This window comes from Synechococcus sp. PCC 7502 (genome assembly GCF_000317085.1).
Lineage (GTDB): Bacteria > Cyanobacteriota > Cyanobacteriia > Pseudanabaenales > Pseudanabaenaceae > PCC-7502.
This window is the reverse complement of sequence record NC_019702.1, coordinates 299,175-313,774: the sequence shown is the minus strand read 5'-3', so window position 1 is coordinate 313,774 and position 14,600 is coordinate 299,175. Positions and strand designations below refer to the sequence as shown.

Sequence of the window (14,600 nt, the reverse complement as noted above, 5' to 3'; positions counted from 1 at the left end):
TAGGTTAATGACACATAGAACTCATCCACTAATTCATCAACTAAAAGCTCTAAAGGTGAAGAAAATAGCTATTTTTTGGGGATTGGTAACTTTCCTGATTTTGGCGATCGCAGGCTTTAATCAGTCCCTCGCAAATTCGATTACCTCCAAACAATCCCCTGTTCTTCTTGGTTTATATACCCAAGGCTATGCAGGAGAGCAGAACATTATCGATCAACAGCTACGCCAATTAGATACTTGGGCGGGGAAGAAACATACCCTTGTTGGTATATTTATGGATATTCAAGACGAAAACCCAGCCTACAATATTGGCAATCGTTTAGAAATCCTTTGGCAAAATGGTTACACGGCTTTGATTAACCTTAAATCCATAGGCTTAGCCTCCGAAATTGCCCAAGGTAACCTAGACCAATCTATCCAAAAGGTAGCCCAGGCGGTTGCTAACTGGACTAACAAAGGTGATGGGCGCATGATGTTTATTGCTCCCCTACCAGAGATGAATATTGCGGGGGAAACCTATAGCCTTGATGCCCAAAACTTTAAGCAGGCTTATATGCGTTTACAGCAGATATTTACTGAAGCTAGTGTTTCACCGGCATCCGTGCGTTGGGTATTTGCGCCCAATGGTTTTAGCTTCACACGGGAGCATGATTTTGAAAACTATTATCCGGGTGATCAAAGGGTCGATGTAGTTGGGTTTAGTGCCTACAATTGGGGCTATTGTCAGCATCCCCTCAATCAAAGAAAGCTGTGGGACAAACCTGAAGACACCTATGATTCCTATATTAATAGGATGAAAAAAATCGCTCCCCTTAAACCGATTTTCATTACCCAAACGGCATCAAGTAGCTATAGTAAGCCCATGACTGCGGATGCACTTGCTAAAGAAGCATGGTTATATGCAGCTTATCAACATTTAGCGTTAGCTTCATCAGTACAAGCTATTATTTATTTCAATATTGCCAAGGAATGTGATTGGCACTTAAATACGCAAATAGATACGCAAATAAAATCACAAAATTCAAATATGACTAAAAGCTATAAGACAGTGGTTGCTGATGATGCCTTTGCCTATGTTTCACCTCAGTCTATAGGTCAGATTTTTAGTCGCTCCCAAAATTGAAACTAGACTGAAAGGGTTTTGCCCTAAAGCTTTTCAGCCTAATTACTGGATCATTCTAATTCTAATAAACCTATGACTTCACCCACTACCATTATTGAGAATTCCCCCACCTTTATTGGTAATATGCGATCGCGGCTCAAACAACGTACGCTTCTATTTCGCTATTTGGCTGAGATTAACCTGATCTTGGGAGCATGGTATTTAAGTTGGCGCATTACTAATTCTGTTAACTTTAATGCTTTGTGGCTGGCAATTCCCCTATTGGTGGCAGAAATTTATAGCTTTGTCGGTGGGGCAATGTTTACGATTGGGTTATGGCGACCTTTAGAACGACAGGTGCGATCGCTCGATCAACTCCGACCAGCTTTTCCTGAGGATAAATTTCCCCCTGTGGATATATTTATTACCTGCTACAACGAACCTGTAGAGATGGTAGAAGAAACAGCAAGGGCAGCCTTGGCAATTGACTATCCTGTAAATAAACTGCGGGTATATATTCTCGATGATGGCAAGTCTGATCAAATGCGCGCCATGTCCCAAAATTTAGCGATTGAAGACCTGCGATCGCCCAAAATGCAGATAGAATCAACCCACCTAGAAATTGCTAGAGCAGAACTGGAAACTAGACTCCAGCAACTACAGGAACTGCTGCCTGAGACCAATGAAGCCGAGGAGTTTCTGCAAAACCTGCCCCCTAATCATGGAACGCGTAAATTTTTACAGACCCTGCGTGATGTATTTGTGTTTATGGTTGGACATGAAACCACTAGTGTGAGTATTAGCGATCGCCTAGTCCAAGAACAACAACGCCTTGAACAGGAAATTCGGCAAAAACAACAAGAGGCAAGTGATCTAGTCCGATGCCGCTATATTGCCCGCACCAAAACTCCCGGCAAACCCCACCATGCCAAAGCTGGAAACATCAACCATGCGATTTTTTCGGGTGAAACCAACGGGGACTTTATTCTTACCCTTGATGCCGATCACATTCCCAAACCCCAATTTCTAAAACGGGTCTTACCCTACTTCTTTAGCTACAATCAATGGACAGGTAAATATGAAAGTAATCGCATTGCCTTTGTCCAAACACCTCAGGATTTTTATAATCTCCCCCCTGGCGATCCCTACGGGCATTCTGCTCACTTATTTTATGGTCCTATTCAACAGGGTAAAGATGGCTTAAATTCCGCCTTTTATACTGGCACTAATGCCATTCTGCGCCGTGAGGCTCTACTTAATGTGGGCTTGCAATATTTTTCCGATTCCTTAGAAAAGGATGCGTCTCGCATTGATGAGTTTAATTTAATTGGGGGCATGTCCAGTAGTAGCATTACCGAGGATATGAATACTGCCATGCGCTTACACGGTGCGGGTTGGCAATCGGTCTATCACAATGAACTTTTAGCCGAAGGACTAGCTCCCGATGATTTAGGTTCAACCTTGAAGCAAAGATTGCGTTGGGCGCAAGGTACTATTCAAGTGCTAGTGCAGGAAAATCCTCTAATTAAGTCCGGTTTAAGTTTTTGGCAACGCTTGCAATACTTTCAAACTATGTACAGCTATTTTTCTGGCTTTGCTACGGTAATTTTTATTAGCTGTCCGATTATCTTTTTCTTCACGGGTATTATTCCTGTAAAGGCTTTTGGCAATGATTTTGCCATTCACTTTTTTCCTGCCTTTATCATCAATCGCCTAACTTTTTTAGCCGCAACTTGGGGGATTCCAGCAGGTGAGCTATGGCGGTCAGAACAGTATGCGATCGCTCTATTTCCCCTATTTATCCAATCGATTTGGAGTGTATTTTCGCGCACACCTCTGAATTTTCAAGTTACACCTAAACAGAGACAATCAGGTAACTATCTAAATCTAGTCGTACCACAATTAGCGATCGTCATCTTGAGTATTGTAGGCATGGCTTGGAGCTTAATCCGCTTTTTAATGGGAACATTACCCGATCCTTGGGTATATTTACTAAATAGCGGCTGGGCAATCTATAACATTTCCCTCCTATCGGTTGTAATCAGAGCAGCAGTGTGGCAACCTAAAGAAGAAGCCAAATTAAATGTTTGAGTAGTGCTTGATTGATAGATAAAGTCAATTAAAAATATCAATTAAAAAAAATAGTATATTAAACAGGAAAAAAGGTAATAAATCATGAGTGCAGCTTTAAAGGTACTAGAACCAGCAGGACTAATTGACAATGCCGGGGGCAATAAACTTCGCCGTCAGGTCACTGATTTACTAGAAGCAGGAGCAGAAATAATTTTGCTTGATCTCACGAATATTACATTTATGGATAGCTCTGGTTTAGGGTCGTTGGTGGCAATTTTACAAAGGGTTCGTACTAAAAATGCCAAGCTCTATCTATCTTCCCTTAACGATCAAGTGCGGATCATCATGGAGTTAACAAGAATGGATAAGGTATTTGATATATATCCCGATCGCTCTGCCTTTGATCTGGCTGTTAATCTGACTACGGAAAGTTAATATGCACTAGAGAAACATCATCACTAAAATCGGCATCAGGGGTTTCTTTACGAATATGTTCCCGTACCCACTCCGCCGTGAAGTTTTGACCAGTAATATTTTGACTTAAAGGCAATTCATTGGTTAATAACTTAATCAGATTAGCTAAACCCCAAATTCTCCCAGTTTCCTGCATTACTTCAAAAATACCATCACTAAAAATATAAAGGCTAGTATTCCTATCAATCAATAATTCGGCACTGGTGTACTCGGCATCAGGGAAAAAGCCAATGGGAATACTCAGACTTGGTAATTGTTTAATCTTAAGATTGTCATGATTACCTGAAATTACAATGGGAGTAGGATGTCCAGCATTGGCATACACTAATTTGCGTTCTGATTGCTGATATACCCCATACCACATCGTAAAATATCGACCACCCTGCTGACTCATTTGAAAGGCACGGTTCAGTTCGGTCATGACGATTTTGGGATCGTAAAATTTATCTTTACCGAAGGATTGCGATCGCAAAAGATTTAAAATCGAAATCGACAGTAATGCTGAACCAACCCCATGCCCCGAGGTATCAATTAAGTAAATTGCCAGATGATCGGGATCAAGCCAATAAAAATCATAGCAATCTCCGCCTAACTGACTAGAGGGTAAGAACTCAGTGCGAATTTTGACATTATGATCTAAACTCTTAGGTAAAAGCGATCGCACATACTCACTTGCCTCATTTAGCTCTGCCACCAATAGCTGCTTCTGTAATTGTAAGTCCTGATTGAGTTGATATAATCGCAGCCCTGCTCTGACACTGGCAATCAATTCCATTTTGTCAATTGGCTTTGAGAGAAAATCATCGGCACCATGATTTAAAGCCTGAACCTTATCTTCGACCGCCGAGCGTGAGGTCAATAAAATAAAAAAAGTATAGTAAAGACTAGGTTCTTGCTTAACTTGTAGACAAACTTCTAAACCATCAACTTTGGGCATAAGCCAATCACAAATCACCAAAGCGGGGTGATGCTTTTTAGCTAGATCAATACCTTCCTGCCCATCCTTAGCCAAAATTACCAAGTAACCTTGCTCTTGAAGGGCATTTTTAAGAATCATCCGCATGACGGGATCATCATCAATTACCAAGACTTGTAACATTTATCACCCGTATTAAAGCTAGAATTATGGAAAAAATTACCCTTATTCACAGTAATTGTAAGGACTTAGTGAATAAATATGAACTACTGAAGTAAGGAGGATACTCTGCAATATTGTTAACCTTATACTTTTTTTGCTTTCAGTAATTCTATAGCTAGATAAGGTGGCTAGGTTAGTTAAAAATCAGATTCTCAATTCGACAAACTAGTGTTTGTTATAGTTAGGACATAGATTTTTTTATACAATTTTTTATACAACTTTTCTAAAACTGCCCGTGGTTCAAACGATCGCCCTCCAAGTTAATACTGATTTAAGTGAACTAGCCGCAGTCCTAAATTGGTTTGAGGAACTTGATCATACCAATATGCCCAAAAATGACTGGTTGTACTGTAAAACTGCTCTGGCTGAAGTATTTACTAATGCCGTGCGTCATGCTCACAAGGGTATGCCTAAGAATACCCCAATTTTATTGGAAGCGGTGCTCGAAGATCATAGTCTGGAAATGAAGGTATTTGACTATGGTGCAGGATTTGCGCTGTCAGATAAATTAGCAAATCTAGATGATGTGGATATTAATGCTTTAGGGGGAAGGGGCTTAGATTTAATTCACCAGATTGTTGATGTTTTTAGGTACGATCACTTGCCCGATGGTCGCAATTGCTTACTTATGATTAAGCGCTTTTAACCATTTTAGTTAACCTTATATTAATCTGAACTTAACAACAGCCTTGCCGTAATTTGAGTTGGTTGCAGGTAACGATCCTAATCCCTTCTCACTATAAAAATAGACTTAACTTAATTAAATGGGGTGAAACTCCTTCGTGGTATTTGAGAGACTCTTGGGGTAAAGCCCCAATTGAGTGCGTAAATCCTAAGTATAATTTTTATACTAGAAAAGGAGTAATAATCAAGTCCAAGTAAAATACCCAAAAGTCTAATTAGCTCATTGGGAATTCACCTTAACTAGCCTGACTTTGGCGAAAACGCATTCCCACCGATTGACATTCCATCATAAGGTTATGCCAAGGCATTAAAGCCTGTACTTCAATACCAACTTGTTCCCCCGATAATTTGTACATCATTTTGACAGTTTGCACCGCTTGGAGGGTGTCTTTAACTCTCGTAATCAAGTCGTGTTTTTGGATATCGGTCATGAAATCAAGTTCTTCCTCTTCAAGTAGAACTAGCGATCGCCCAAACCAATATTCAAAGTCTTCTAAAAGTGGCTCAAAGATATTTTTTAATACTTCAGCATCGGGAAAGGCAGAATTGTTCATAACTTTAAGTACCTATGATTAAAATAACAGGCGGGCTTACAGGACTAATAGAAAAAATCTAAAACTAACAATTTTAAAATTTGATTAAAAATTTGACTGAAAATTTGAAAGTTTGAAGACAACCACAATTATATCAAGTTCGTAACTTTTCTTAACATTTGCTTGGTATTTTATTTTGATCAATTTTATTAAATCAATTGGTTTTGCCGTGGGTTTGAGCCTTACAAATCAGGGTTATTATATCTATGGAGGCTTGAAGGACGATTGAACATAAAAGGTAAAAAATAGCGATCGCCAAGCCAGTGATATAAACCTCAAAACTGCCCTAATAAAAAATCAGAAAAGTTACGTTAGCAAAAAAAATGTCAGAAACCAGTCAAACCAACCTTAAAGCTAGATTATCAGAACCCTTGAAAATAGGTGACTTTGAGTTGAAAAGCCGAGTTTTGCAGTCGCCCCTATCAGGCGTGACGGATTTAGTATTTAGGCGATTGGTGCGTAACTATGCACCTGACTCCATGACCTATACGGAAATGGTTAATGCTACGGGTTTGCATTATGTGAATGAGCTGCCGAAAATTATGGAAATTGAGCGATCGGAAACTCCGATTAGTATTCAATTATTTGATTGTCGTCCTAATTTTTTAGCAGAAGCCGCTCAAAGGGCTGTATCCGAGGGGGCAGATACCGTTGATATTAATATGGGCTGTCCTGTAAATAAAATTACTAAAAATGGTGGGGGATCATCGCTTTTACGTCAACCCGAAATTGCCGAGGAAATTGTGCGATCGGTGGTCAAGGCTGTAGATGTGCCAGTAACTGTGAAAACCCGCATTGGTTGGTGTGAGGCGGAAATTAATATTTTAGATTTTGCTAAACGCATGGAAGATGCTGGTGCCAAAATGATTACTGTGCATGGTCGCACTAGGGCGCAGGGTTACAATGGGGCTGCTAAGTGGGAATGGATCAAAAAAGTTAAAGAGATTCTTACAATTCCTGTGATTGCCAATGGTGATATTTTTTCTGCGGAAGCAGCGATCGCCTGCCTAGAAGCAACTGGGGCGGATGGAGTAATGTGTTCCCGTGGCACTATGGGCTATCCATTTTTAGTGGGAGAAGTTGATCACTACCTAAAAACTGGTGAGCATAAACCTAAACCCTCTGCCCTCGAATGTTTGCAAGTTGCCCGTGAGCATTTAATTGGTTTACATGAATACAAGGGCGATCGGGGTATTCGTCAAGCTCGAAAACATTTAACTTGGTACTGTAAGGGTTTTAATGGTGCTGCAACTTTACGGGGAAAACTATGCCTGATTGAAACTTTATCTGAGGGGTTAGATTTACTGGATCAGGCTATGGAATTGTTGGCTTCGAGTTAGCTCTTGGTATTAGTGAGTACTAATTTTTTAGAGTGTTAAGGTAGTCTATACTGGCTGTATCAACCATGAAATAGTTGAGTTGAAAATTTGGCTCGTAATGATCGGAATTGAACTTTATCAATCTAAATACAGGTCTAAGTTGTGCAAAATGGTTAAAAACTCTTGCTTAATAGAGTAGAATCACTGTTTTGTTAGGAATTACGGAGAAATTGGCACTTATGGTTTTGGAATTATTAGAAGTTATTTGCCCCCATCCCAAACTTGATGCTACTACCGTTCCCGCCTTTCGATCGCAATTAAATTCCGCTATGGAACAAAGACCTCTAGTCCTATTAATTAATTTACAGAATGTAGAGCAAATGGATAGCTCGGGGCTAGGTTGCTTGATTGCTAGTCTGAGAAAAATTAGAGAATTAGGTGGAGAGATGGCATTGTGTTCAGTATCTAGTCAAGTGCAGGAGCTATTTGAACTAACCTGCGTCAACACGATCTTTAAGATTGTTCCTCCCAATTACTAGGTTTTATTTCTTCGCCTTTGCCTTTTGTTTATCCCGTTCTTTTTCTTTTTTAGCAGCATCTCTTTCTGCCTTTGCTTTCATTTCCGCCGCATGTTTTGCTTCCCTTTGTTCCTCTTCAATTTTAGATAGATAGTAATCGTAATTACCTGCATACACACGCAATTCGCAATCTCGCACTTCCACGATTTTGGTAGCAACTTGGGAGATAAAGTAGCGATCGTGGGACACAATAACTACCGAGCCTTCATACTCCTTTAGTGCCGCTTCCAGCATTTCCTTGGCAGGAATATCCAGATGGTTTGTAGGTTCATCTAAGATTAAAAAATTTACAGGCTGTATTAGCATTTTTGCCAGTGCTAATCTTGCCTTTTCGCCCCCGCTAATATCACCAACTTTTTTAAATACAGTGTCACCACTAAATAAAAATCTTCCCAGTAAGCCCCGTACTTCTTCGGTGGTCATTTTGGGAAAGTCATCGTGAATGGTTGCTAGGACAGTTTTATGTAGGTCAAGTGCCTCAGCTTGATTTTGTTCAAAGTACCCAGGTAGCACATTATGCCCTAGTTCAATAATGCCTTCGTTATAGGGTTCGATCCCCATAATCATTTTCAGGAGGGTAGATTTTCCTGCGCCGTTAGGTCCGACAAAGGCAATGCGATCGCCCCGTTCGATCTCTAAATTGGCACCAATAAATAAAATCTTGTCACCGTAGGCATGGGTTAAATCCCGAATTTCTGCGGTTACTCTACCCGTTCGAGTTACAGGCGGAAATTTAAAGCGTAGGGTTCTGACATCACTATCTGGAGCTTCAATTCGCTCAATTTTATCTAGTTGTTTTTCACGGCTCTTTGCCTGGGTACTGCGGGTTGCACTGGCGCGAAATCGATCTACGAAGGTTTGTTGTTTGTCTAAATATTTTTGTTGACGTTCAAAGGCACTCATCTGTGCTTCCTGTGCCTCTGCTTTTTGGGTGAGATAGGAAGAGTAATTACCTATATAGGTTTGGGATACACCCCGTTCAGTTTCCACTATTTGCGTACATAAACGATCTAAAAATTCGCGATCGTGGGACACAATTACCATCGGCGTTTTCAAACCCTTTAGATATTTTTCGAGCCACTCAATGGTTTCAAGGTCTAAATGGTTAGTCGGTTCATCTAAGAGTAATAAATCTGGGGTTTGGAGCAGGATTTTACCTAAACTCATCCGCATCTGCCAGCCACCACTAAATTGATCTACGGTGCGATCGCTATCTTGGGGAACAAAACCTAATTCGGGCAGAATTTTATCAATTGAGCTTTCTAATTCATAGCCATTTAATGCTTCAAATCGACGTTGGAGTCGATCCATTTGCTTTAATAACTGATCAAAGTCATCATTTTCGGTTAGCTTTTCCATCTGGGCATGGACTTTTGCTAGTTCAGCCTGAGCTTCGTTGGCTTCAGTAAATACCCGCCAAAACTCATTTTTAACCGTGCGGCTGGGATCAACTTCAAATTCTTGGGTAAGATAGGCAATTTTTAAGCTGCTGGGTCTAATTATTTGTCCAGAAGTGGGTTCAATTTCCCCTGCAATAATTTTGAGTTGGGTGGATTTACCCGCACCATTGACACCAACTAAACCAATGCGATCGCCGGGCTTTACCTCCCAATTAACGTCTTTAAGCACCTCGCCTGTGGGGTAGATTTTTTGAATGTGTTCAAGACGCAACATACTTATTGATAATTAATGAATTAAAAATTAATGAATCTTAAACAAGACTACCATGCTGTTTCTACGGATAGTATCTGAGTCATAGCAATACTTGTCCGAATTAGCTCTTGGGTTGTAGTATTTTGTACATGAAATATTGGTATGAAACTAGAGCGATCGCCCGCCGCATTTTAACTGAGCTATTTCGACAGCAGCGAACTTTAATTTTGTGGGTAATTTTCCCCATATCTATGCTTTTGCTTAATGGTTTCATTTTGGCTGAAGGTAGTAAAATCACAACCTTAGAGGCATTTAGACTGGCTACACCTTCAACTTTAGTGGGCGCAGCTTTATTTTTTAGCAGCCTAGGGGGGACAATTTCCACGATTGTGGCGGAACGGGAAAGCAAAACTATCAAACGTTTATTTTTATCACCCCTGGCGGGCATATCCTATTTCCTGGGCATTTTTTGCGCCTATGGCTGTATTGGAATCGGGCAGAGTTTACTGATCTATACCGTGGCGGCATTGTTTGGGGTAGAATTTTCTGGCTCTTGGTTCCTTGGGGCGATCGTAATTTTCTGTAGTATTGCTTCCTATGTGGGCATGGGATTTTTATTAGGTACTCAATTTGCACGGCGGGCAGAGGATGTCAATAGTTTAGTGGCGGGCTTTGGTGTGCCTTTATTGATGTTGGGGGGGGCATTTGTCCCGACTACTTTTTTACCCAAGCAGTTGCTATTAGTTACGCAGTTTAATCCGATTTATCACATGAACGAGGCTTTATTAGCTATTTCCTATCGTGCTAAGGATTTAGATGATTACGATTTAAGGCTGCATTTCTTATTTTTAGGTGGTTTTTTACTTATATCTTTAGCTAGTGGCTGGTTGGCATACCGCAGAATGCTCTCCACAGAGAGGAGACTATAACTTTGCTCAAAATTCAAAATTTATCTAAGTTCTACGGTGATCGCCAAGTTTTAAGGGATATAAATCTGCATATTCCCGCAGGGGAAATCTACGGACTCTTGGGGCGCAATGGGGCGGGTAAAACTACACTAATTAATATTATTTGTAATTTGATTAATGCTGACAGTGGGGCGATCGCCATTGATAACCAGTCCATAGGCACTCTGACTAAATCAATGATTGGGATTGTGCCACAGGAAAATTTACTCTATGAGGGGTTAACCTGTTACGAAAACCTTGATTTTTTTGCAACTTTGTATGGGTTGACTGGACAACTGAAACAGCAAAGAATTCAAAACTGTTTGGCGGCTGTGAATCTTACTGATCGAGCTAAAAGCATAGTTGGAAATTTGAGTGGTGGGATGAAACGGCGGATTAACATAGCGATCGCCCTAGTCCATGCCCCTAAGTTAGTAATTTTAGATGAACCCACAACAGGCTTAGATATTGAAGCTCGCTATCAAATTTGGGAATTGATAAATCAACTGCGCTACCAAGGTATGACCCTGTTACTCACAACTCATCTGTTAGAAGAAGCAGAACGACTCTGTCAGCGCATTGGCATTCTCAAAAATGGTGAACTCCTAATTGAAGGAAGCCTGAGTGAATTGGGCAGTGTGATTCCAGCCGCAGCGATTTTAATTATGCATACGCCTGTGGAAGAATTAGCGATCGCCCGTGGTCAAAGTTTAGGATTTAGTCACCACCGCTATGGTAATGATTTAGCATTTTGGCTGCCCGAACATCGGTCTTTACAGGAAATTGTGACTTTATTTGGTGGTATTGCGATCGACTCTATCTCTATCCAACCTGTACGTCTGGAAAATATCTATGTGGAACTAACTAGAGAACGCCTAGAACCTAGTATTCCCTTAGTTTCTAGTTTGATTAATACTTGATTTATTATTCAGTGCAGTATTTGTTCACCTCAGCCACCAAAGCTACTTCTTGGTCAGCTAAAACTTGCAATTGCTGTTGAGATTGATTCAAGTTATTTTGATTGCGTTCTTGAACGGACTGGGCAATCTGACGGGATGACTGTGCCACGGCTGTATAAAGTTGGGAGAATCCGATCTTATAGCTATTTAGGGTTTTATCCGTGAGCGCGATCGCCTGAACTTTCAGATTAATCCCTTCTAAATTCTGAGCAATTACCGTAAATTCATTGGGATTTTGTGCCACAGGTACAGACTTAGCACTATTTGTAACTTGGATGATCTGCTGGCATTGCGTAAACCTGCTGGGCTGGCAACCGACTAAAATAAAGCTAGCGATCGCAAGAGGCGGAATAAACTTTAAAAATCTCCAAAAATATCGCATTAAATATTGCAAGAAATAAGTTGCCATTATTTATAAACTTGTGCAAATCTCCTAACAGTAATGTAAATATAAGCTATATGCTAGACAACTTAATGCTTTTATGCTGAAAAAATAGTCAAGAAAATACCTATGACCTCAAATCCAACTCAAGACTTCACCTACAAAATGACAGTAATGGCAGCACTTGCCGCCGATGATCGCAAAGCTGAGGATATTTTGATCATAGCTATAGGTGAGGTTTCGGTACTTGCGGATTATTTTATCATTGCGACGGGACGCTCCAAAGCTCAGGTACGGGCGATCGCCAATGGCATCAAAACTAAAATCAGCGAAGAATTACAACGGGAGCCAATTCGCATGGCGGGAGAAAGTGATGCTGGTTGGATTCTCCAAGATTATGGGGATGTGATTGTCCATATTATGATGCCAACAGAACGAGAATTTTACGGATTAGAAGCCTTTTGGGGTCATGCACCGAAATTTACCCTTGATCAAATTGGTCTAGCAGCGATTAGTTAAGTTTGGTTAATTGGTTAAATGTAAGAGGGAGATTGTCTGATCACCACGACTTTCTGTAAACTGCACTAGGGAAAAATATTAAGGAAAAATATATGAAGGTTGGCGATCGCATCTCTGTTGTTGAATCTATTAAGGTTTACCATCATCCCAGTCATAAAGGTGAGGCTTTTGATATTCAAGGCTTAGAAGGAGAAATCATAGCCATAATTACCGAATGGCATGGCAGACCCATTAGCCCTAACTATCCCTATGAGGTCAAACTTGGCGATAAGTTTAAAGTGCATCTCGGTAGCCATGAGATCAAACTTGCTAGTTAATTTCTAGTTAAAACGATCTCGGATGTGTAAAGCTAAACACCATATTTCTAAAGAATTATTACAATTGATCTAAGCCTTAATTTAAATTCATTTATTTAGTTTCTTTATTCAAGTTAATAAATTTCTACTATAAGCACCGTGAATTATCTCGATCAGTGTCATGACTACGACTATCAGGCGATCGCCTATCACTACAATCGCCGCCCTTGGCTAGCAATTTGGCGGATCCTGTCCGTTATCTTCATGTTTTTGGGTTTTATCTGGGGATTAGGTTGGGATAAGATCACCAATCAAGAACTTAAAAATCAAACTAAACGGGCACAGCACTTACGTCGAATTATTACTAAGCTTGGTCCCACCTTCATTAAAATTGGACAGGCTCTTTCCACTCGCCCAGATTTAGTCAGAGCCGACTTTTTAGCAGAACTAGTTAAACTTCAAGATCAATTACCCGCCTTTCCTACTCCACATGCTTTCCGTACCATCGAAAGGGAATTGGGATTGCCCCTTAATCAAGTTTATGCTTATATATCGCCTACCCCAGTGGCAGCTGCTAGTTTAGGGCAGGTATATAAAGCTAATCTCCTGACTGGAGAAGAAGTAGCAATTAAAGTACAAAGACCGAACCTAATCCCGACAATTACCCTTGATCTCTATGTAATTCGTAAACTAGTTACTTGGATCGCCCCTTTCTTACCTCTAAATCTGGGACAAAATCTCGATACCGTAGTTGATGAATTTGGCTTAAAACTATTTGAGGAAATTGACTATATTAATGAAGCCACCAATGCCGAACGGTTTGCCACTTATTTTGCAGGCGATCGCCAAGTCAAGGTTCCTGTAATATATCGCCGTTTCAGCACCCGCTACGTTCTAACAATGGAATGGATCAATGGCATTAAACTTACGGATACCGCCGCCATTAAAGCTGCAGGGTTAGATACCGATGAACTAGTCAAAATTGGGGTCTTATCGGGAATGCGTCAACTCTTGGAATTTGGGTTTTTTCACGCCGATCCCCACCCCGGCAATCTTTTCGCCACCTATGACGGACGCATGGCATACATTGACTTTGGCATGATGGATCAACTAGACCTGAATACCAAAGAACAACTTGTCGATTCCGTGGTGCATTTAATTAATAAGGATTACCAACAGCTAGGGCAGGATTACGTCAACCTCGGGTTTCTCGCACCCAATGTGGAGATGATGCCCATAGTTGCTGCCCTAGAAGCGGTATTAGGCGATATTATGACCGAAAAAGTCAGTGAATTTAACTTCAAGGTTGTCACCGATCGCTTCTCGGATTTAATGTACACCTACCCCTTCTGTTTACCCGCTAAGTTTGCCCTAATTATTCGCTCTGTAATTACCCAAGAAGGTGTGGCACTCAGCATGAATCCCGAATTTAAGATTGTCCAAGTTGCCTATCCCTACGTGGCAAGACGGCTATTAACCGATGAATCCGCCAGCTTAAGACGAAGATTACTAGAGGTGTTGTTTAAGGATAATAAATTCCAATGGGCAAGGCTGGAAAATTTGATTGCGATCGCCAAATCTGACCAAAACTTTGATCTAGTTCCCACTGCAACTCTGGGTTTACAATATCTTTTTTCCGAAGAAGGTAAATTACTGCGCCAAAGGCTAATTATGGCATTGACCGAAGATGACCGTTTGCATATTACGGAAATACAAAGACTATGGCAATTGATTGCGGCAGACTTGGAACCTACAAAACTATGGAATGCAGCTATGGGTAGATTTAATTTTTCCCTTCCTCCTATTCCCCAGGCGATCGCTGCCATGATTCCCGTGGCATTAATCCCAAGTTTTTCCCCGCCAATTAATCCGTAACTTTATCC

At 40.7% G+C, this 14,600-nt stretch carries 15 protein-coding genes; 11 read left to right on the top strand and 4 right to left on the bottom strand.

What is annotated here, in order from left to right; all coding sequences use genetic code 11:
• Positions 1-7 precede the first annotated feature (7 nt).
• The 3 genes from SYN7502_RS01485 to SYN7502_RS01475 all read left to right on the top strand — a co-directional run bounded on the left by SYN7502_RS01485 (position 8) and on the right by SYN7502_RS01475 (position 3,610).
• Positions 8-1,123 (top strand): glycosyl hydrolase, encoded by a 1,116-nt coding sequence (locus SYN7502_RS01485; RefSeq protein ID WP_015167129.1) that lies wholly within the window; start codon positions 8-10, stop codon positions 1,121-1,123.
• Between the two features lie 72 nt (positions 1,124-1,195).
• Positions 1,196-3,193, top strand: coding sequence for a glycosyltransferase (locus SYN7502_RS01480; protein WP_015167128.1), 1,998 nt, complete (start codon positions 1,196-1,198; stop codon positions 3,191-3,193).
• 84 nt (positions 3,194-3,277) lie between these two features.
• Positions 3,278-3,610 (top strand): STAS domain-containing protein, encoded by a 333-nt coding sequence (locus SYN7502_RS01475; protein WP_015167127.1) that lies wholly within the window; start codon positions 3,278-3,280, stop codon positions 3,608-3,610.
• Here the strand turns inward: SYN7502_RS01475 and SYN7502_RS01470 are convergent.
• Positions 3,597-4,748: a PP2C family protein-serine/threonine phosphatase gene (locus SYN7502_RS01470; protein WP_015167126.1), complete on the bottom strand. Its 1,152-nt coding sequence runs from the start codon at positions 4,746-4,748 to the stop codon at positions 3,597-3,599. The two genes, SYN7502_RS01475 and SYN7502_RS01470, sit on opposite strands and share 14 nt — an antisense overlap.
• 274 nt (positions 4,749-5,022) lie before the next feature.
• On the opposite strand from SYN7502_RS01470, the gene SYN7502_RS01465 reads away from it, so the two are divergent.
• Positions 5,023-5,433, top strand: a complete 411-nt coding sequence (locus tag SYN7502_RS01465; RefSeq protein WP_015167125.1) for an ATP-binding protein — start codon at positions 5,023-5,025, stop codon at positions 5,431-5,433.
• Between the two features lie 274 nt (positions 5,434-5,707).
• On the opposite strand, the gene SYN7502_RS01460 is transcribed toward SYN7502_RS01465, so the two are convergent.
• The gene (locus tag SYN7502_RS01460) at positions 5,708-6,025 is read right to left on the bottom strand and encodes a DUF2605 domain-containing protein (RefSeq protein WP_015167124.1); all 318 of its coding nucleotides are present in this window, start codon (positions 6,023-6,025) and stop codon (positions 5,708-5,710) included.
• Between the two features lie 362 nt (positions 6,026-6,387).
• On the opposite strand from SYN7502_RS01460, the gene dusB reads away from it, so the two are divergent.
• Positions 6,388-7,404: a tRNA dihydrouridine synthase DusB gene (gene dusB / locus SYN7502_RS01455; protein WP_015167123.1), complete on the top strand. Its 1,017-nt coding sequence runs from the start codon at positions 6,388-6,390 to the stop codon at positions 7,402-7,404.
• Between the two features lie 188 nt (positions 7,405-7,592).
• Positions 7,593-7,922 carry an STAS domain-containing protein gene (locus tag SYN7502_RS01450; RefSeq protein ID WP_015167122.1) on the top strand — a complete coding sequence of 110 codons (330 nt, stop codon included), beginning with the start codon at positions 7,593-7,595 and terminating at the stop codon, positions 7,920-7,922.
• A 3-nt stretch (positions 7,923-7,925) separates the two neighbouring features.
• On the opposite strand, the gene SYN7502_RS01445 is transcribed toward SYN7502_RS01450, so the two are convergent.
• On the bottom strand, positions 7,926-9,635 hold the full coding sequence (locus tag SYN7502_RS01445; RefSeq protein ID WP_015167121.1) for an ABC transporter ATP-binding protein: 1,710 nt from the start codon (positions 9,633-9,635) through the stop codon (positions 7,926-7,928).
• A 128-nt stretch (positions 9,636-9,763) separates the two neighbouring features.
• Between SYN7502_RS01445 and SYN7502_RS01440 the strand changes: the two genes are divergently transcribed.
• Together SYN7502_RS01440 and SYN7502_RS01435 are read left to right on the top strand one after the other, a co-directional pair.
• Positions 9,764-10,543, top strand: coding sequence for an ABC transporter permease (locus SYN7502_RS01440; RefSeq protein ID WP_015167120.1), 780 nt, complete (start codon positions 9,764-9,766; stop codon positions 10,541-10,543).
• A 2-nt stretch (positions 10,544-10,545) separates the two neighbouring features.
• Positions 10,546-11,481 carry an ABC transporter ATP-binding protein gene (locus SYN7502_RS01435; protein ID WP_015167119.1) on the top strand — a complete coding sequence of 312 codons (936 nt, stop codon included), beginning with the start codon at positions 10,546-10,548 and terminating at the stop codon, positions 11,479-11,481.
• Between the two features lie 4 nt (positions 11,482-11,485).
• Here SYN7502_RS01435 and SYN7502_RS01430 read toward each other — a convergent pair whose 3' ends face one another.
• Positions 11,486-11,929: a hypothetical protein gene (locus SYN7502_RS01430; protein WP_015167118.1), complete on the bottom strand. Its 444-nt coding sequence runs from the start codon at positions 11,927-11,929 to the stop codon at positions 11,486-11,488.
• Positions 11,930-12,031: 102 nt separating this feature from the next.
• Between SYN7502_RS01430 and rsfS the strand changes: the two genes are divergently transcribed.
• From rsfS to SYN7502_RS01415, 3 genes are all read left to right on the top strand, one after another.
• A complete protein-coding gene (gene rsfS / locus SYN7502_RS01425; protein ID WP_015167117.1) occupies positions 12,032-12,421 on the top strand; it encodes a ribosome silencing factor in 390 nt (129 codons plus the stop codon).
• 92 nt (positions 12,422-12,513) lie between these two features.
• Positions 12,514-12,738: a ferredoxin-thioredoxin reductase variable chain gene (locus SYN7502_RS01420; RefSeq protein WP_015167116.1), complete on the top strand. Its 225-nt coding sequence runs from the start codon at positions 12,514-12,516 to the stop codon at positions 12,736-12,738.
• 138 nt (positions 12,739-12,876) lie between these two features.
• The gene (locus SYN7502_RS01415; protein ID WP_015167115.1) at positions 12,877-14,592 is read left to right on the top strand and encodes an ABC1 kinase family protein; all 1,716 of its coding nucleotides are present in this window, start codon (positions 12,877-12,879) and stop codon (positions 14,590-14,592) included.
• Positions 14,593-14,600: the final 8 nt, after the last annotated feature.

What these genes read in the sequence shown, in the direction of transcription:
- SYN7502_RS01470 (WP_015167126.1), bottom strand. Translation starts at nt 4,748, where the DNA reads ATGTTACAAGTCTTGGTAATTGATGATGATCCCGTCATGCGGATGATT.
- SYN7502_RS01460 (WP_015167124.1), bottom strand. Translation starts at nt 6,025, where the DNA reads ATGAACAATTCTGCCTTTCCCGATGCTGAAGTATTAAAAAATATCTTT.
- SYN7502_RS01475 (WP_015167127.1), top strand. Translation starts at nt 3,278, where the DNA reads ATGAGTGCAGCTTTAAAGGTACTAGAACCAGCAGGACTAATTGACAAT.
- rsfS (WP_015167117.1), top strand. Translation starts at nt 12,032, where the DNA reads ATGACCTCAAATCCAACTCAAGACTTCACCTACAAAATGACAGTAATG.
- SYN7502_RS01430 (WP_015167118.1), bottom strand. Translation starts at nt 11,929, where the DNA reads ATGGCAACTTATTTCTTGCAATATTTAATGCGATATTTTTGGAGATTT.
- SYN7502_RS01420 (WP_015167116.1), top strand. Translation starts at nt 12,514, where the DNA reads ATGAAGGTTGGCGATCGCATCTCTGTTGTTGAATCTATTAAGGTTTAC.
- SYN7502_RS01480 (WP_015167128.1), top strand. Translation starts at nt 1,196, where the DNA reads ATGACTTCACCCACTACCATTATTGAGAATTCCCCCACCTTTATTGGT.
- dusB (WP_015167123.1), top strand. Translation starts at nt 6,388, where the DNA reads ATGTCAGAAACCAGTCAAACCAACCTTAAAGCTAGATTATCAGAACCC.
- SYN7502_RS01445 (WP_015167121.1), bottom strand. Translation starts at nt 9,635, where the DNA reads ATGTTGCGTCTTGAACACATTCAAAAAATCTACCCCACAGGCGAGGTG.
- SYN7502_RS01485 (WP_015167129.1), top strand. Translation starts at nt 8, where the DNA reads ATGACACATAGAACTCATCCACTAATTCATCAACTAAAAGCTCTAAAG.
- SYN7502_RS01440 (WP_015167120.1), top strand. Translation starts at nt 9,764, where the DNA reads ATGAAATATTGGTATGAAACTAGAGCGATCGCCCGCCGCATTTTAACT.